The 15,003-nt window shown below is 61.9% G+C and carries 22 protein-coding genes; 5 read left to right on the forward strand and 17 right to left on the reverse strand.

The genetic code is table 11. The features are described from left to right. Window positions 1-20: 20 nt before the first annotated feature. The 6 genes from ACSYAO_RS13560 to ACSYAO_RS13585 all read right to left on the reverse strand — a co-directional run bounded on the left by ACSYAO_RS13560 (window position 21) and on the right by ACSYAO_RS13585 (window position 3,025). The gene (locus tag ACSYAO_RS13560) at window positions 21-518 is read right to left on the reverse strand and encodes a hypothetical protein (protein ID WP_049400425.1); all 498 of its coding nucleotides are present in this window, start codon (window positions 516-518) and stop codon (window positions 21-23) included. Next, a complete protein-coding gene (locus ACSYAO_RS13565) occupies window positions 515-790 on the reverse strand; it encodes a hypothetical protein (RefSeq protein ID WP_141098915.1) in 276 nt (91 codons plus the stop codon). Before ACSYAO_RS13565 ends, ACSYAO_RS13560 begins: the two co-directional genes overlap by 4 nt. A gap of 37 nt (window positions 791-827) precedes the next feature. Then, on the reverse strand, window positions 828-1,232 hold the full coding sequence (locus ACSYAO_RS13570) for a hypothetical protein (RefSeq protein ID WP_088475618.1): 405 nt from the start codon (window positions 1,230-1,232) through the stop codon (window positions 828-830). Window positions 1,233-1,524: 292 nt separating this feature from the next. Next, window positions 1,525-2,007, reverse strand: coding sequence for a hypothetical protein (locus ACSYAO_RS13575; protein ID WP_024956693.1), 483 nt, complete (start codon window positions 2,005-2,007; stop codon window positions 1,525-1,527). Between the two features lie 59 nt (window positions 2,008-2,066). Further along, window positions 2,067-2,429 carry a hypothetical protein gene (locus ACSYAO_RS13580; RefSeq protein WP_046272117.1) on the reverse strand — a complete coding sequence of 121 codons (363 nt, stop codon included), beginning with the start codon at window positions 2,427-2,429 and terminating at the stop codon, window positions 2,067-2,069. Beyond that, a complete protein-coding gene (locus tag ACSYAO_RS13585; RefSeq protein ID WP_187143982.1) occupies window positions 2,426-3,025 on the reverse strand; it encodes a hypothetical protein in 600 nt (199 codons plus the stop codon). Before ACSYAO_RS13585 ends, ACSYAO_RS13580 begins: the two co-directional genes overlap by 4 nt. Window positions 3,026-3,456: 431 nt before the next feature. On the opposite strand from ACSYAO_RS13585, the gene ACSYAO_RS13590 reads away from it, so the two are divergent. Beyond that, the gene (locus ACSYAO_RS13590; protein ID WP_440565771.1) at window positions 3,457-3,807 is read left to right on the forward strand and encodes a helix-turn-helix domain-containing protein; all 351 of its coding nucleotides are present in this window, start codon (window positions 3,457-3,459) and stop codon (window positions 3,805-3,807) included. 96 nt (window positions 3,808-3,903) lie between these two features. Further along, window positions 3,904-4,200 (forward strand): hypothetical protein, encoded by a 297-nt coding sequence (locus tag ACSYAO_RS13595; RefSeq protein WP_141098928.1) that lies wholly within the window; start codon window positions 3,904-3,906, stop codon window positions 4,198-4,200. Here ACSYAO_RS13595 and ACSYAO_RS13600 read toward each other — a convergent pair. Beyond that, entirely contained in the window at window positions 4,197-4,985 is a 789-nt protein-coding gene (locus ACSYAO_RS13600; RefSeq protein WP_149908579.1) for a DUF6988 family protein, read from the reverse strand. The genes ACSYAO_RS13595 and ACSYAO_RS13600 overlap by 4 nt on opposite strands. A 97-nt stretch (window positions 4,986-5,082) precedes the next feature. Next, window positions 5,083-5,682: a uracil-DNA glycosylase family protein gene (locus ACSYAO_RS13605; protein ID WP_223224643.1), complete on the reverse strand. Its 600-nt coding sequence runs from the start codon at window positions 5,680-5,682 to the stop codon at window positions 5,083-5,085. A gap of 175 nt (window positions 5,683-5,857) precedes the next feature. On the opposite strand from ACSYAO_RS13605, the gene ACSYAO_RS13610 reads away from it, so the two are divergent. Continuing rightward, window positions 5,858-6,964, forward strand: a complete 1,107-nt coding sequence (locus ACSYAO_RS13610) for a hypothetical protein (RefSeq protein WP_139338754.1) — start codon at window positions 5,858-5,860, stop codon at window positions 6,962-6,964. A gap of 144 nt (window positions 6,965-7,108) precedes the next feature. On the opposite strand, the gene ACSYAO_RS13615 is transcribed toward ACSYAO_RS13610, so the two are convergent. From ACSYAO_RS13615 to ACSYAO_RS13630, 4 genes are all read right to left on the reverse strand, one after another. After that, entirely contained in the window at window positions 7,109-7,306 is a 198-nt protein-coding gene (locus tag ACSYAO_RS13615; RefSeq protein WP_046272122.1) for a hypothetical protein, read from the reverse strand. Then, window positions 7,303-7,482: a hypothetical protein gene (locus ACSYAO_RS13620; RefSeq protein WP_046272123.1), complete on the reverse strand. Its 180-nt coding sequence runs from the start codon at window positions 7,480-7,482 to the stop codon at window positions 7,303-7,305. The genes ACSYAO_RS13615 and ACSYAO_RS13620 overlap by 4 nt, the downstream gene beginning before the upstream one ends. Next, complete coding sequence (locus tag ACSYAO_RS13625) at window positions 7,472-7,840, reverse strand: hypothetical protein (protein WP_046272124.1); 369 nt, start codon at window positions 7,838-7,840, stop codon at window positions 7,472-7,474. Before ACSYAO_RS13625 ends, ACSYAO_RS13620 begins: the two co-directional genes overlap by 11 nt. Window positions 7,841-8,062: 222 nt before the next feature. Then, window positions 8,063-8,230, reverse strand: coding sequence for a hypothetical protein (locus tag ACSYAO_RS13630; RefSeq protein ID WP_153643641.1), 168 nt, complete (start codon window positions 8,228-8,230; stop codon window positions 8,063-8,065). A gap of 241 nt (window positions 8,231-8,471) precedes the next feature. Here ACSYAO_RS13630 and ACSYAO_RS13635 point away from each other — a divergent pair, with 241 nt between their 5' ends. Beyond that, window positions 8,472-9,917 (forward strand): EAL domain-containing protein, encoded by a 1,446-nt coding sequence (locus tag ACSYAO_RS13635; protein ID WP_046272226.1) that lies wholly within the window; start codon window positions 8,472-8,474, stop codon window positions 9,915-9,917. 478 nt (window positions 9,918-10,395) lie between these two features. Here the strand turns inward: ACSYAO_RS13635 and ACSYAO_RS13640 are convergent, their stop codons facing one another. The 3 genes from ACSYAO_RS13640 to ACSYAO_RS13650 form a co-directional block, all read right to left on the reverse strand. Then, window positions 10,396-10,602, reverse strand: a complete 207-nt coding sequence (locus ACSYAO_RS13640) for a hypothetical protein (RefSeq protein ID WP_153643642.1) — start codon at window positions 10,600-10,602, stop codon at window positions 10,396-10,398. Window positions 10,603-11,166: 564 nt separating this feature from the next. Continuing rightward, window positions 11,167-11,781, reverse strand: coding sequence for a hypothetical protein (locus ACSYAO_RS13645; RefSeq protein ID WP_032971128.1), 615 nt, complete (start codon window positions 11,779-11,781; stop codon window positions 11,167-11,169). Between the two features lie 48 nt (window positions 11,782-11,829). Then, window positions 11,830-12,063: a hypothetical protein gene (locus ACSYAO_RS13650; protein WP_106468504.1), complete on the reverse strand. Its 234-nt coding sequence runs from the start codon at window positions 12,061-12,063 to the stop codon at window positions 11,830-11,832. Between the two features lie 1,049 nt (window positions 12,064-13,112). Here ACSYAO_RS13650 and ACSYAO_RS13655 point away from each other — a divergent pair. After that, the gene (locus ACSYAO_RS13655) at window positions 13,113-13,634 is read left to right on the forward strand and encodes a response regulator (RefSeq protein WP_050559897.1); all 522 of its coding nucleotides are present in this window, start codon (window positions 13,113-13,115) and stop codon (window positions 13,632-13,634) included. Here the strand turns inward: ACSYAO_RS13655 and ACSYAO_RS13660 are convergent. Together ACSYAO_RS13660 and ACSYAO_RS13665 are read right to left on the reverse strand one after the other, a co-directional pair. Further along, the gene (locus ACSYAO_RS13660; RefSeq protein ID WP_065427813.1) at window positions 13,598-14,026 is read right to left on the reverse strand and encodes a response regulator; all 429 of its coding nucleotides are present in this window, start codon (window positions 14,024-14,026) and stop codon (window positions 13,598-13,600) included. The genes ACSYAO_RS13655 and ACSYAO_RS13660 overlap by 37 nt on opposite strands. A gap of 15 nt (window positions 14,027-14,041) precedes the next feature. Beyond that, a complete protein-coding gene (locus ACSYAO_RS13665) occupies window positions 14,042-14,977 on the reverse strand; it encodes a sensor histidine kinase (RefSeq protein WP_139338728.1) in 936 nt (311 codons plus the stop codon). Between the last annotated feature and the right edge of the window lie 26 nt (window positions 14,978-15,003).

Raw genomic sequence — 15,003 nt, forward strand, 5'->3', positions numbered from 1 at the left:
TGCTGGTGGGTGATCGGCGGTTACAGACGCACGCGCTGACGAGGAGCTTCCAGGACAGCCGCCGGAGCTTCGCTGTGCGCCTCTTGCCGTGGGTTCCAGACCTGCCCACCGATGACCATGCTCGGGCCGCCTGCAGCAGGAAGGACCTGCGAAAGCCTGGCTTGCTTCGCTGCGGCGTTGATCGCACGCACGGTGCCCTCTTCCATGCCTTTGGCTTCGTAGATCACCTGCCCCTCCAGGTGATCCCCCGCTTCATCCACAAGGGCGGCAAGGGTTCGACCGAACTTCGACTTTGGTCCTTGGTTGCGAGCATCGGCGTCCCAACGCTCGATCACTTCGAACGTCTTCTCATGACGATGGCCAGACTTGTTGAGTTCTTGGAGCACCGCTTCGGCGTCTTTCACGTTGAAGCGAATGGCGGAGAGCTTCACCGGGTGCGCGTAGCCACCGCCACTCGAAGCCGATTGCGTGATGGCGACCGCTTGGTTGCCGTCGCTGACGAGGTGATGAATTTTCATGTCGATTTCCTTGATGGTTCCCGGAAGGCGCGATTGCCTATCCACAAACTCAAGGTAGATCGCCCCATGATTTTGTCCACTGCTTGAGTGGACAAAACTTTGACTAAAAGCAAAAACTGCGGAACTAAGGCCGCAGTTATTCCTAACATCACTTCTCGCGCCGAAGGCGTCATCCGCGCTTCTTCCATCGCCGCTTTCCAGAAACCTGCGCGAAGCGACCGGCGGTTGGTTTTTTGCACAAAAAAGGCCCCTCGCGGGGCCTCAAAGGACATGAATTGTTCTTACGCGATCAGTTTTTGTCAGCACGCCTTACTCCGCGCACTCCACGCCGATCCATTCTTCATCGAACCATTCGTCCAGCGTCGCCAGGTCCTTGACCTTGCAATTGGTGCCGTAATCCGACCCTTCCATGTCGAACACCACCTCATAAAGGAGCTGCCCGTCCTCTTGGCGCTCCACGTTGACGGAGACGGTTTGGTCAGCCAACAGCTCGTCGTCTTCGCATCCCAGCTCTGCCGAATTGCGGTTCAGCAGGAAAGCCAGCAGCGCGTCTTCAACGGAAGGCTGGAACGCGGGATAGAGATAGCCCGCCGCGCCGGTCGAAAAGGTATACCCAGACAACTGGTCAAACAAAGTGCTGGCAGCGGCATGCGCAGCTTCGTGAGCTTCCTTGATGGTGATGGTGTCGTTTGTGATGAGCATCGCGTGGTTCATGGCGAGATCCTTGTTTGTCGGTTGGCACGATTGCCTTCCCATGTATCCAAGGTAGATCACCATAAAAATTTGTCCACGGTTTCGGTGGACAAAATCTTGACTAAAAGCAAAAACTGCGGAGCTAAGGCCGCAGTTATTCCTAACATCACTTCTCGCGCCGAAGGCGTCATCTGCTCTTTTCCCACCACCGCTTTTACAGAAGCCGGCGCGAAGCGACCGGCGGTGGCTCTGGGCTTTGTTCTTTGAAAAAAAAAGGCCCCCTCGCGGGGGCCCCAAAGGACATGGACTGATCTTACAGGCTGGTGGAGCGCCAGAGCTTGCCTGCGATGCCACCCACGATCAGCGCCACGGGCATGAGCGCCGTCAGAGCCATCGGGGGCACGGAGGTGAAGAAGTTTCGCTCGCCCTCTTCCAGGCCCGGGTAGAGCAGGCCCACGGCAACGCTGACCAGCTGCAGGGCAACGACGAAGAGCAAGCCCACCAGGGCGCCCTTTCCAAAGCCACCTTTGCGCGGCGAAACCGGGAGCCCGCTGGCCCTAGCCGCGCGCACGCGGGCCGCGCGCCAGTTCAACACGTAGAGCAGGAGCAGCAAGAGCAGCACGGCTGCCCCACCAGCGGCCGCCAGGCCGGCCTCCCAGCCGTAGCCCATGTTCTCGCCGATCTCTTGGGCTCCGGCAAGAAACAGCAGGCCTGCACCACCGAGGATGACGGTGCCCGGTGCCAGCAAGCCCCACTGCATGTGACCGCCGGGGGTGTGGTGAGCGTTGTAAGACATGGGACCTCCTTGAAGTGGTGTTCCCTCAATGCATAGCGCGATTCCGCGCCTTGGCAAGGTCAGCCCTTCTTCTGGGCTCCGACCGGCACCCAGCCTGTGGGTTGCTTCTCAAAGATGAAGTCGTAAGCCGACGGCACGGGAACGGGATCGGGCTTCAACTGCTGCCCGCCCTGGAACCCGACCACGTCCAGCGTTCCACCGGTCACGCACGTGGCCCGCTGGGGACCACTGGAGGTGCAATCCGCGGTGAGGTCTTTCCAACCCCAAACCTCGATTCGTTGGCCCATTTCGCTGGAAAGGTTGGCGTTGGCATGCGCCTCGTAAGCGTGGGCGACTTGTTCGATGGTGGGCAAATCCGCCTTGCTGCTGCAGGCGGCCAAGCCTGCGGTGATCAGGGCGAGGGAAACGTGGGTTGCTTTCATGCCGGTGCTCCTTGCGTATGGGTTAAATCAACGTCGATGGTTTCGTCGCGGTATCCGAGCCGAACCCTCTCTATCGTCACGTCCATCTTCGGCACCGTGCCCTCCACCCAGACCCGGTTGACGGAGAACACCACCAGATCGTCTCGGTAGCTGCGACCTTGTCGCGCCAAGTTGGCGGCCTCTTGGGCGCCCACTCGGATGAGCAGGTGGAAGCGGCCGGCGTTGGGTGGGCTGGACACCCCCGTGGAGGTGCGGTGAACCCACGGCACAAAGCCCTTGCCGGTGACGCTTTGTCCCGCCGCGGACACCTGAGGCATCGGGATGAATCCTTCCAGCACGCCACGGTCGGCCCGATAGGCGACATCGCCCAGGGCTTGGAACGTGGGACGAACGGCAAACCGTCGGATGGCCTTGAAGCGCTGCAGGCGCGCGTCGAAAGCCGGGCCATAACGGCGCTCGATGGCAGCCGGATCATCGCCTGAGATGCCGTTGGCGCCCTGGGCCTTCGTGTCCATCAGCCACCATTGCCTCAGGCACCATTGGCGCTTGTCGGCGTCGATGCGATAGGACGAATGGGCCATGGCGAGCAGCTGCATGTCGCAAGTGTCCACGCCGCCACCACCCACAGCCGTCACCCCGGCCCGCAGGTGCTGAGCCCCTTCCAAGACGTCCTGATCCAGGTCCCAGTAGGTCCCGGTCGGCTCGACGTAAGGGCTCCTTGCCCTATCACTGACCACCTTGGGCGTGCCTTGGATGGCTCGGCCGATTTGGCGAAGCAGATCCGATCCAGTCCCCGATTGCGCCTGCGCTCCAGCCGCCGCAGTCAGGGCAAACGCCCCGGTCAGCACGGCCCTTCTAACTCCCTTCATGGAACCCCCTGTTCCCACCAATGGATTTGGGATCTTGCAGCCAACTTACGCGACACGTAGAGTCTACCCGGGGCGTAGCCTCTGGGTCATCCTGTCCGCATGCCTGCATTGCATCCGTTCAGCCCGTGACCGCCGCCCCGCCCGCTCCCCGAGCCGTGGTGGCCGCGCGTCTGCGCCAAGCCCGCGTCCTGCGGGGCTTGAGCCAGCGCGAAGTCGGAGTGCGGATGGGGATGGACAAGGACACGGCGTCGGCCCGAATCTCTCGGTATGAATCCGAGGGCACGTCGATCAGCTTGGAAGCCCTCTTCGAGCTGGCCCAAGCCTTGGAGGTGCCCCCAGCCTATCTTTTGGCGACCAGCCCAGCGATGGCCGATGCGATCTTGGCTTTGGGCGAGCAGAGCGCGGCTCAGCAGGAACGGTTTGCCGAACTGCTGGGCGTTTTGGGTGAGCTGTCGGCGAAGAAGCGCAACGCACTCATCGAAAAAGTGTTGTCGCCCACCAAGGACTAGGGCATCGGCGAACAAGGACGAATCGACCCCATGTGGACATGGATCACCAACCTTTGGCGCGGCAAGCGGACGGAGCCCACCCGGTCCCCTGTTGCCATGACGACGCTGATCGAACTGAACATGCTGGAGCTCAACGCAGCGGAGGCCAGCAGCCGCGCTGCACTGGACCCACCGGGGCATGAAGCAGCACTCCTTGAGAGATTCAAGGCATCGGCCCAGCTTGTCCTCAACGAAAAGCCTCCGTCCGACGCAGCAGACTCAACCTGGGAATCCCTTGGTCAGAAGGCACGCCGCCTAAACCGAGGATTCGCAGACCTCCGATTGCAACTCTCCCCGCCAGCGATCGTTGGTGGGGATAGAGAGCCGCGCGACAATGCGCGTCCGATCCTTTAAGGCGGCCAGGCCAGCTCTTCCATGCGAGCTTTCCTCCGTTGCATGTAGTGCAACATCCCGCTGGCGCACTGCTCAACAACGGGGCTTTCCTCAAAGGCCCCAACCCCAACCGCTGTCAGTGCTGCAATGACGCACAAGTTGGTGGTGGCCACCGCGTTGACGGTGGTCTGAAAAAGAATGGCTGCCGGCACGTGCGCCCCGATCTTCCCATTGGGATCTTGATACATCACCCGAATGGCCTTCCCGCCATGGACCAGTCCGCAAAGAGGGTCCCACGAATTGGTCACCGTCCGAGCCAGCTTCTGAGGCTCATCGTCCTGCCCGATGCGTGCAATGGCCTGCTCCACGTCCGCGGCCAGGTCTTTGAGGGCAATAGTCACCCACTTTCCTTTCTCGTTCTTCTTTCGGGGGCCGCGATCTTCCTGGAGAAAGTCCTCCAGCTGTTCGTCGTCGGCAAGGAACTGGACAAACACCGCCCGCAGGAATTGCTCAATCTGGGAGCGGTGCATTGCCAAGGCCACCGCTGGAAGATCGATGGGATGGGTTTCCAGGAGGAACAGCAACGCACGCCCGTAGTCCATCGAGGCCCTCAACAGCTGGAAGGTCACCCGGTGGCGCTCGCTGCCGGCGGGAACAGTGATGCGGGCCATGCAGGACATGTTCGATTCCAGGCTGGCCTTGGCTTCTCTGGCCTCCTGTGCGATGTCCAACGCCGTGGGCTGCCGCGTGGCAGCACGCGGCTCCAGCGCATCGCGGATCGCATCCTTCAACGAATTGTGCGTCATATCCTTTGCCCTTCATTCGCGTATTTCAAAAGATGCCTCAGAGCTGCGGCACGATCTTCCCAGCAATCTACGTTCCAAGATGGATGGTAGACCCAAGTCATCCACGCCCCCCGTTGCCATAATCGAGAGACCATACGTGGCGCTCCTCCAGATAGCGCCGCCTCCTGCCCTCTGAGTTCGCATGGCGAGCATGGAAGGTAGGCTGGTCCGACCGCTTCCCGTGATCGAACATTCGCCAAGCGGTGCGGCCGAGCACCAGGATCACCTCTGGCCGGAGCAGAGGGAGGATCACCTCTACCAACCACTTCCCGCCTTGACTGAAGTCGGTTCCTGACGGACGGTGTCCAGCTCTCGTGCCGGCAAAGCGCTGGGACAAGTTGCAAAATGCAACGTGCTGCCAGGCGTGGGCGGCATCCACAACATTTGGGCTGCTTTGATCAGTCAGCAGGCGATCCAGCTCATCAAAGAACTTGCCACCGCCTTTCCTGTTGCAAGTCTGCATGTCGCCAAACGTTTCACGGGTGAAAGGACGAGTGACGACGGGATCGTCGGTCCACCCAGCCTCCCGGTAGTGGGACTCGCCCAGTAGCAAGACGCGGCGCCCTTCAACTCCCTTCCAGTAGCCGCGGCCGACGTAGGGCACGAAGGCCACCTCAGCCGGCCACGCTTCCATGTTCAACTCAGCCGGATCATCCATGCCATTGACCTTCGTATGATGGTGTCAGGCTACTCCACACCGTGCTGCCATGCAGCTATTGCACGCCATCCCATGCCATCCCATTTTTCCGCCACATTTAGCCGACAGAAAGCTCTTGCATACCGCTCGCACGTGCTTTAACTGTATGGGCCTTCAAGGATCATGCGGAGGCCCCATGACAACTCACCACGGCTGGCAGGCGTGCCGCGCATGCCATGCACCAGGACTTGATGTGCGTGTAGAGGGAGGCTGGCACCTCCGTGCCAATCCCGGCTACTGGGGAACCAGCGTCCCTAAAACCTTGGTCCTGGGGTTTTCCAAGGGGGCCACCCAAATTGCCGCCGCCCAACACGGGAGCTTCGATGGGGTCGCATTCGCGGGTGCTATGCGCCCTCGCCTCGCAGCCGTGTTGCACGAGCTTGGGATCGATCTGGGTGGGCAAACGATCAACGACGCCCTGACCGCCGAAAGCCGCCACATGGGCGCCGCCTCCTTGGTACGCTGCGGGTTGTCGGTGATGGACAACGGCAAGCTGGTCAGCAGTGGCACCATCATGCCCAAGGCCATTCGTTCGTCGTTGCCTTTGGAAGCCATGAAAACATGCGTGGCACGCCACCTGGACCCGTTGCCTGACAGTGTGGAGCGCGTGGTCTTGTTGGGGACCACCGATGCCTACATGAAGGGGGTCAAGGCGCTCATGCGCCAGCAATTCAACGACTTCCGAGAAATCAACGAGGTAGCCTTCAGCGCCCAACGCCGGACATGGGTGTTTGCGTCGCACCCCAGCCCGGCCAACGGGACCTTTCAAGCCTGGATCGACGGTGACACCGCCACCGAACCGGGCCGCAAGAAGCAGCTGGCGCGCCAAGCGTTGGGTCACAAGGCCCCAGCGCAGCCCCTCTCAGCTCCGCCTCGCCCGGCACCGGCACCGGCACCGGCACCGGCACCGATCCAGCGTGCCACGCCGCCTGACCCGATTTCACCAGCTAGGGCGTCCAACGGCGACCGTTTTGCCCGAGCCTTCCACCTGGTTCGCCACGATGGAAGGGTGATCGTCCCGGTGCGGATGAGGGACCGAGACACGGGAAACGTGGCGTTCCGGGTGGCCAAAATGGGCAACACCAAGGATGGCCAGCGCGAGATCCACGACGAAGCTGAGCTGTTGCGCTTGTGCGAGAGCGGGCAATACCAAGTGCGCGCCCAACCGTTGGACAAGTCCACACCGGCCAACTTTATTCGGCCGCTGCGAAACCACCGGATCGTGAAGACCCCTGCCCGTTGATCGCCGCACGGCGCGCCAATCCCTCACAAAGCAACAAGCGAACCATCTCGCTGACATGCAGCCCCTCCCGGGCTGCCGCCTGTTCCAGCCGGTCTTTCAGCTCCTGTGGCACGCGAACGGCCATCTGCACGTAAGGTGGCCGGCTCACGTGGACAGCCTCGCCAGGGTGAGCACCCACGCCAGCACTAGCCCAGCCAGGATTTGGGCACGCAAGCGGTAACGCACACGAAGCGCCCCGCTGGCGTGCCGTGCATTGACCCAGAAGATGCCAGCCAGGCCCAACACGGTGGCCAGGAACGCTGCAGCCAGGACGGCGGCCAACACCGCGCCCACGGTGGTCATGCCAGCGCCCCTGCCATGGTGGCCAGGACGAACCACTGTCCAGCGATGAGGCCGTAGCCGATGAGCAATCCCTCCAAGCCCGCCCAGCGTTGGCCGGGGGTGCGCAGCAGCGCCGCGCTGTCGTTGAGCAAGGACCACCCGGAGAGGATGGACAGCCACTCAAAATCAATGGTCATAGCGGTCATAGATCGAGCCCTCCCCTCCAGCGGAATTGATGGTGGAGGGCAACATGACCTCCTCGTTTTTCACGCGTCCGAACACGCTGGCAAACACGTCCATCAGCGAGGTGCTTTGGGCCGCGTCCCGTTCGGCCTGGCGCGCATACTCGTCCAACCCAGACGGGACAACCTGGCGTGCGCCGTTGACGGCGCCGCGCAACCCGCTGGCGTTGGGCATGCTCGCCCCAAAGGTGCGGTTCCACGTGTCGGAAAACCGGTCCAAGCCGTCCATGCCCATAAACAGCAATCGCGCCAGCACCAGGACAACCACGGCGTTGACGACAAGCCGCGTCGTCAGTCTGAATCCAATGAACATCTTCCCCCCTTTCGTTTCGTTGGTCGGTGTCAGACGCACGCATCGCGAACGCCATACGTTTGGGATACACCGGCACGCGAAACCCACAAGGGGGTTATTTTGACTAAAGCTAAAAATTGGGAGAAAAGCCCAATCACGCTGCAGGCGCGGCTGCACTTGCCCGTCAGCCGGCGCTCGACTGGGGCATTGCGTTGAACGGTCCGAGTGACCAAATTGGCAGGGCTAAATCGGGCCCAAGTCTTTGACCACCGCCTGGCCAGGCTTCAAAAAGCCCAATAGCAACCGTCCGCCGGCGACGGTCCGCCCCATGCTGGCGTTGAGGTATCGAGCCTGGAGCTGCGCTGCCACCAGCAGGTCCTGGGTGGCCATGCTGGCGATCGCCGGGCTCACGGCCTGCTGCTGTACAGTTCAGACGCAGATGCATGGTTGTTCGATCAAGGCTTGCAAGCCAGTGGAGCTGGGGCTGAAGTTCATGGAAAGCTTGCCGATAAACCTGTAACAAGGTAAATGAGGCGAGAAGCCAAGCGAAGCGATGGCGCGTTTCAGATCGGGGGTTGCTTTGAGCGTTCGAGAAAATCGGCTTCGCTACGTCTTGACCGTAATAGGAGCCACGGCGGCGTGCGTCTTGGCGATGCTCGCGGTCGCCCAAGCCATCCTCTACGTGCGTGACAAGGAAGGGGCGGAGGCAGTGGCGGAAGCCGCGGTGACGCGCTCGGAGGCTTTATCCCTTGCAAGGCGCGTCGCGGCCGAACAAGCCTCTCGCATTGGACAGCCGCCTTGCTCCGCCACCGACATTGACTCACTGAAAGAGATCGCGTTCCGCTCCAGCTACATGAACGACATCGGTCGCATCCGAGACGGACGCCTTGTCTGCAGCGCTCTCTGGGGGCGCTCGCGCCCCTACACCCTCCCCGCCCCACGCTTCTCCAGCGGCGCTGTCCGGCTTTGGCACGCATCGGATCTCGTTGGCTCCCCCTACACCGGGTCCAATCTGATCGCCCAAGGCGACACATTCACCGTGTCCTCCCCGTCTGCCTTCGAGAGCTTGGACCCTGCGCGCAGCAGCTCCATCAGCATCGAAACGAAGGACCGATCGTTTACATTCCGCACCTTGTCCCCGACCAGCCGCGTCGGCACCCCGTCTCTCGTCCAAGCTCAACATTGCAGCCGGGTGGCCGACGTTTGCGCGTTCGTTACCAGCCCTAGGCACGTGGTGTCCGAACTGCCCTCGGCGTTGCTCACCACCATCCTGTCAGCGGGTGCCTCGGTAGGGCTTTTGCTCGCGTTCTTGCTGATCAAACACCAAATCACGGCTCGGCAAACCATCCAGCAACGGTTGGTGCTTGCACTGAAGCGCAGCGAGATCGAACTGGCCTACCAGCCACTGCGTCGAATTGGCACGCGGGAGCTCGTGGGATTTGAAGCGCTCAGCCGCTGGCGCCCGCCGGGAGACGATGAAATCCCGCCGGCCATCTTCGTGCCCATCGCCCACCGATTCGGCCTGAGTCCTGATCTTTTTCGATACGTGCTGGCCCGTGCCATGAATGATCTCGCCCCCGCGCTGAGGGAGCATAGGAACCTCTACGTAAGCATCAATGCCGAGCCCGTGGACATGGCCCAAGAGTGCGTCGTTCGCTACATCGGCAGCGTCACCAACGATTTTGGCGTGTTGCCAGAGCAAATTCGCATCGAGATCACCGAGCGGGAAGAACTCGTGTCCGCTGCCGCAAAGAGCAACATGCAGGCCCTCTCAGTTCTGGGATACCGGTTCTTGATCGACGACTTCGGGACCGGCAGCGCCAACTTCTCCCGCCTCGCCCAATCGCCGTTTCGAGGAATCAAGATCGATCGCATGTTCGTGGCCGCTATCAACGAGGACTCCCCCCTGCGGCCCGTTTTGCCAGGGATGTATCGCATCGCACGTGAGCTTGGGCTGGATGTCATCGCAGAAGGCGTCGAATCAGAGGCGCAAGATTTGCTGCTCTACCGGATTGCTCCAGAGGCTATTGGCCAAGGGTGGCACTATGGCTGCCCTCTCTCAACCAAAGACGCGCTTGCCGCCATCCAAGTTGGGTAGCCCTCGCGCACGGGTCGACCCGAGCGCGTTCACTGGCGCTTGACGTTCGCCCTAGCAAGATGTCCGTGCGTCCGATGGACGCGACAATCGTGAAAATCTCCGCTATGGCGCTGACCCCAGTTGGCGCCGCCGAACCCAACGGGGTGACTCCCCCTCCCCTAGGTGACGCCCCGGCAGTTCAGGGCATCGTCGTGATCGGCCCCCCTAGCAGGCGGCCTCTTTAGGGCAACGCGCGACACACACCCTCAGCAGTGGTCCGCAACCGACTGGCCGCCGGTCTGGCCTTTTGCTGGTTAACGAACTGGCTCAGCGCTTTCCAACAGCGCCGCTCGGTTACTTCCCTGTGCCTAAGGCTGTCGCCGTGCAGCCCGCCTCTTTATCATGCTCCTGCGACGGCAATAGAGGGATCGGACAGCGGTATCTGGCGTGCGGACTGCGCGGACGACCCCGTAGATGAATTCTTCATAATCCAATTGTCTCATCTGGTTCCGGTGGGGTTGTCGCGGTGCATCATATGCATTCCGCTCTGTTCAGCTTTTTGTTCATCTTCATGCCCAACATTGGACGTTTCTTCATCGATCAGGTTGAGGGTGTGCGGCGGGCCGACGGCTCGCTCTTGCAGGTCACGCGGATCAGTTGCGCTTGTCTGGAATGCGGCCGCCAACTGCGATTGGTTCCAGGGCATGGCCTGCTGGACTTGGACGGCGCCGCCGTGCTCACTTGCCCGCTCTGTGACAACCGCTAGGCGGTGGCACGCGCGAGGTTGGAAAAGCTTTGCCCCCAACCTAACCACCCGCGCATGGCGAGTCTTGATTGAAGAGTGGACCGCTGTGTGCTGGCCCGAAAGGGCCGATTGACGGTGCAGTCAAGCGGAACGCTCACCGGTTTCCAACGCTTGAGCTTGGGGCCACCCTGCTGCCAGACCGCGATTCGGTGGCCAGCCAATGGAGGAGGGGTATGCACAAGGCTGAGACGGAGGCGTTGGTCAAGTTGGAGCTCCGCCTGAGCGAGTGCGAGAGGCGCCTGCCCAACGCTGAGGGCGAAACCAATGCCTTGGAGTATGCGGTCAGGGCTTTGGTGGCCAGTTCTGCCAATCCCACCGCGGTGCGCCTTGCATGGGCCCACCTGATGCCCATGATCGTCGACATCCATGTGCCTCCCCAGCCAACGCTCCAATGCGGACTTTCTGCTTGGCTTGCGTCATGGACTGAGGTCCGTGGCCGAGCAAATCGACGCTTTGCCCTGCCCCCTAGAGACCTCCCAGATCGAGAACGGTTGCTTGGCCCTTTGAGAGAATTGCTGCCAACAGACGACCGCCCGCTAATGGCCGCTCGCTGTCGCCGTTGAGGTAAGCGGCTTGCAAGCGTCCTGCTGCCATCAACTCCGCCCGTCCCATGCCTGCTGGCTGATTCCGCAAGGGCTCTCCTGGCGACGCCAAGCCTCCCACCAGCGCTTGGACCACGGCGGGACGGCCATCTTCGGACTTTGCATAAGCGGTGGCAACCATGCGCTGGGCGTGCGCCGACCAGCCGCCCAAAACCAACTCGGTGTGCATAGCGCTGATGGGTATGCCAGCGGCTGCCGCCGCGCTCACGTAGTTTGGCCAGAGGCGATCAATCACGCCGCCAAGCTCGCCGGACAGCCGCTCTATCGTGAAGTCTGCTCGAAAACTGGCTTGGAGACAGAGCTCGTAGATTCTTAGGAAGAACTGGGCCGACCCACGCGTGGCCAAGACGGCGTTGTGCTGAGGCAGCAGAAGCAACTTGGCGCCCTCTGAGTGCGCCCCGGTTTGAGCATCTTGCGCAAGGGTATCGACGGTCACAGCCAAGTGATCGGCACTCAGCAACACGTTCAAAATGCTCATCTGCCGTCCTTGGGATCCATTCCGTCGATTGAACCTTCCAACGCCAATTCAGCCATAGGGGTTGTTGAGAATCTCAGACGCAATCCGCTCTCCCGCGTCCAACGCATGGAGGCACGACGACGCTTTGATGCTCAAATCCGAGCGCCCTCCCACGCCGTGGACCTCGACAGCGAGAAGAACCCAACGGCTTTCACTGAGCCGCCAGATCTCGGAGGTGTAAACGTGCTCTCCCACCGACAAGGTGACCCGTTCTAAATCTTTGCCCGGCTTGGAAGTACCCATGGCCCTCGAACCCTGACTGTTCAAAAGCAGTGTGCACGCGAACGCCGCTGGCCTCAACTGATCGCCTTCCTGCGACGCGGGGAGTCACACTCAAGCGAAATGCCCCCCGATGGATCAGACCCAGTCCTCATTGGATGCCGGCGATGTGACCGTGACCTGCCCAACCTGGGGTGGCCGTCATGGCGTTGAAAGGGCGGGACATAGTGAGGGGGCCGCGCCCACCGCGTTCGGGGCATCTCCGGCCGACTCCACCGCTGAAATGGGCCCGATCTGCAGCAGAGCCAAGGCCGCCAAGCACGCCTGCCGACTGGCGAACGTCTCCCGGGGAGCCATCAAAACATGCCCGCGTGGCGCCACCAGCCGCCAGCGCCAACCTTCCGCCCCGGTGATCCCGGCCCAAAATCCCACCCGGTGGTATACCTCAACGTACATAGCTGCCTTGCGTGATCAATCTGCGATGCTAGCGCGATCGAACCGAGCTCGGCCTATCTTCCGGCCGGGCGTTTAACTCGTCTTTTGAACAACGCGCTCAGGCGTGCGTCGCTAGAGCCTGCTCCGGCCCCGGGACGCCCCGGCTCACAGGCTCATCCAGCAGGTTTGAGCCCCCAGGACGTCCGGGAAGAGACCGCAACAATTGACTCACCCTGTGGACGCTTCCTCCCCTACCCCCCTCCGCACCCAGCACGTAGAGAACCCGCCCCTCAAACTGGGCGGATACCAGCTCAAGCCCCTCCACGTCTGCCAACTTCTTCGTCAGAAGAGCTCGCCACGACGCGGGCGGTTCGGATTCAAATTCGACGATCACCGCGGTATCACCGCACTCCAGCGGCATGATTTCGACGCGAAGGGCGTGGGGCGACGCTGCCGGCAAATCGGGGGCGGATCGGGCCATAGTGGGAGTGTCCAGGCGGGAGGGGTGGGGATTGAGTATCCAGCCCTCGCGGCAAAACCGCGTCAAGGCGCGACGGCGCCCTCGCCTTCCCGTGATTGCCGTCATCACAGGGATGCACCAGCGCTTTACTCCCAGTCCTGCATGATTCCTCGAATTTTTGATCAACCAGGTTTGCTATGACTGCCTCTCGTACCCTCGCATCCTTCTTGTAGAGCACGACGTCGCCATCCGCGAATCGATGCAGGACGTTCTCAAAGACAGCGGCTATGACATCACTGCGGTCGGAGACGCTGAAGCGGCTGTGGAGCGCTTGGCGCAGCAACCCGCCTTCGATCTCCTCATCTCCGACGTGGGCCTGCCGGGGATGAACGGGCACGATCTCGCCAAGCACGCCATGGCACGCCACCCTTCCGTGACGGTCCTGCTGGTCACCGGTCACGGGGGCGTTCCCGGCGCAGACCCACACTTCCTCGAAAACGACGTTATGCTGCTCAAGGAGCTTTCACGCTGCTGGAGTTGCTGGGAACGGTTCGTTCGACGCTTTGACGGCTTCCAGCAACAACTCGGTCACTCTTCTTTCCAACTCCCCCGCGGCGAACGGCTTGGTGAGTATCTCCATGCCAGACTCAAGCTGGCCGGCTCCTACCGCGACGCTTGCTGCATAGCCGGTGATGAATAACACCGGCGTGTCGGACGGCGCTGCCGGCCCGCGTCCGCCACCTGCCGCCCATTGAGCGAGCCCGTCAGGCCCACGTCCGTAATCAGCAAATCAAAGTGCTTTTCGCTGGCATGCACAGTGAGGGCGTCGCTGCCGTTTGCAGCCGCCTTCACGCGGTGGCCCAAACTGCTCAGCACCTCTTTCACCAGCGTGCGCATGGCGGTCTCGTCTTCTACCAGAAGGACCGAGCGACCAGGCGACGTGGCTGGGGGAAGCGCGGGCGTTTCCTGGATTCGGTCATCGGTATCAGCCGTGCTTTGCGGCAAATAAAGGTGCATCGTGGTTCCCACCCCAGGGATGGAGTCAACCGCCACCTGACCGCCGGATTGGCGCGTGAATACGTAGATCGGCAAGCCCCACCCCGTGCCCTACCCGATCGGCTTGGTCGTGAAGAAGGGCTCGAACACCTTTTCAACAACGCTCGCGTCCATGCCGGTTCCCGTGTCTCGGACCGACAAGCGAACATAGGGTCCAGGCGTCAGCACCAAACGCTCCGCCAGTCCGCCATCGACGTGTGAGAGCTCGGCCTCAATCGAGATGCGCCCTCCATCCGGCGTCGCATCGCGCTCGTTGATGCAAAGGTTGAGAAGGGCGTTTTCCAGCTGCGGAGCATCCACCCGCACGACGTCCTCCACTTGATCCGACCGCGTCTCGATCTCAATGGAGGGCCCGATGGAGCGGGCCAGGATGTGGAGCGTCCTGTTCACCATGGCCGACACGTGGATGGCCGACGGTGCCAACGTCTGCCGGCGAAAGAACGCCAACAGTCGTTGGGTTAACGCTGCAGCTCGGTCGGCCCCCGTTCGAGCCATCTCCACGTAGCGACCCAGGTCCTCCAAACGGCCTTGGCCAACGCGCATCTCCAACAGCTCCAAGCCCATGGAGACCCCGGTGAGCATGTTGTTGAAGTCGTGGGCAATGCCGCTGGCCAGTTGGCCGGGGGACTCCATCTTCTGGCCCTGTCTCAGCCGTTCCTCCATCGCCATCAGTTCGTCAGTGCCGGCCTGCACCCGCTCTTCAAGCGTTGCGGTCAACTGCTGCAAACGCTCTTGAGCCACGCGGCGATCGGTGATGCCGGAGGCTGCACCGAACCACTCGCTCACGTTGCCTTCGCTGTCCATCAACGGGACTGCCCGCAACTGTATCCAGCGGACGGAGCCGTCTGGCAACAAGGCGCGGTGTTCTACCTCCAACGGCGACGCCAACTCCGCGGCATGAGCAATGGCCAATTCCACCGCGGGCCTGTCCTCGGGGTGGATCAGCTGTTGACGCCAGTTGCCCCCAGTGGCCTTGAGCTCGGCCATGTCCCCTTGGCGATAAATCTGCTCCT

It is taken from the genome of Stenotrophomonas sp. STK16_22 (genome assembly GCF_051984505.1).
In the GTDB taxonomy this organism is placed as follows: Bacteria; Pseudomonadota; Gammaproteobacteria; order Xanthomonadales; family Xanthomonadaceae; genus Stenotrophomonas; species Stenotrophomonas maltophilia_A.

What these genes read in the sequence shown, in the direction of transcription:
- ACSYAO_RS13625 (WP_046272124.1), bottom strand. Translation starts at nt 7,840, where the DNA reads ATGTTCATTGGATTCAGACTGACGACGCGGCTTGTCGTCAACGCCGTG.
- ACSYAO_RS13605 (WP_223224643.1), bottom strand. Translation starts at nt 5,682, where the DNA reads ATGGATGATCCGGCTGAGTTGAACATGGAAGCGTGGCCGGCTGAGGTG.
- ACSYAO_RS13620 (WP_046272123.1), bottom strand. Translation starts at nt 7,482, where the DNA reads ATGACCATTGATTTTGAGTGGCTGTCCATCCTCTCCGGGTGGTCCTTG.
- ACSYAO_RS13575 (WP_024956693.1), bottom strand. Translation starts at nt 2,007, where the DNA reads ATGTCTTACAACGCTCACCACACCCCCGGCGGTCACATGCAGTGGGGC.
- ACSYAO_RS13615 (WP_046272122.1), bottom strand. Translation starts at nt 7,306, where the DNA reads ATGACCACCGTGGGCGCGGTGTTGGCCGCCGTCCTGGCTGCAGCGTTC.
- ACSYAO_RS13645 (WP_032971128.1), bottom strand. Translation starts at nt 11,781, where the DNA reads ATGAGCATTTTGAACGTGTTGCTGAGTGCCGATCACTTGGCTGTGACC.
- ACSYAO_RS13595 (WP_141098928.1), top strand. Translation starts at nt 3,904, where the DNA reads ATGACGACGCTGATCGAACTGAACATGCTGGAGCTCAACGCAGCGGAG.
- ACSYAO_RS13610 (WP_139338754.1), top strand. Translation starts at nt 5,858, where the DNA reads ATGACAACTCACCACGGCTGGCAGGCGTGCCGCGCATGCCATGCACCA.
- ACSYAO_RS13565 (WP_141098915.1), bottom strand. Translation starts at nt 790, where the DNA reads ATGTCCTTTGAGGCCCCGCGAGGGGCCTTTTTTGTGCAAAAAACCAAC.
- ACSYAO_RS13600 (WP_149908579.1), bottom strand. Translation starts at nt 4,985, where the DNA reads ATGACGCACAATTCGTTGAAGGATGCGATCCGCGATGCGCTGGAGCCG.
- ACSYAO_RS13585 (WP_187143982.1), bottom strand. Translation starts at nt 3,025, where the DNA reads ATGCAGCTGCTCGCCATGGCCCATTCGTCCTATCGCATCGACGCCGAC.
- ACSYAO_RS13665 (WP_139338728.1), bottom strand. Translation starts at nt 14,977, where the DNA reads ATGGCCGAGCTCAAGGCCACTGGGGGCAACTGGCGTCAACAGCTGATC.
- ACSYAO_RS13580 (WP_046272117.1), bottom strand. Translation starts at nt 2,429, where the DNA reads ATGAAAGCAACCCACGTTTCCCTCGCCCTGATCACCGCAGGCTTGGCC.
- ACSYAO_RS13560 (WP_049400425.1), bottom strand. Translation starts at nt 518, where the DNA reads ATGAAAATTCATCACCTCGTCAGCGACGGCAACCAAGCGGTCGCCATC.
- ACSYAO_RS13570 (WP_088475618.1), bottom strand. Translation starts at nt 1,232, where the DNA reads ATGAACCACGCGATGCTCATCACAAACGACACCATCACCATCAAGGAA.
- ACSYAO_RS13650 (WP_106468504.1), bottom strand. Translation starts at nt 12,063, where the DNA reads ATGGGTACTTCCAAGCCGGGCAAAGATTTAGAACGGGTCACCTTGTCG.
- ACSYAO_RS13640 (WP_153643642.1), bottom strand. Translation starts at nt 10,602, where the DNA reads ATGCCCTGGAACCAATCGCAGTTGGCGGCCGCATTCCAGACAAGCGCA.
- ACSYAO_RS13635 (WP_046272226.1), top strand. Translation starts at nt 8,472, where the DNA reads ATGCTCGCGGTCGCCCAAGCCATCCTCTACGTGCGTGACAAGGAAGGG.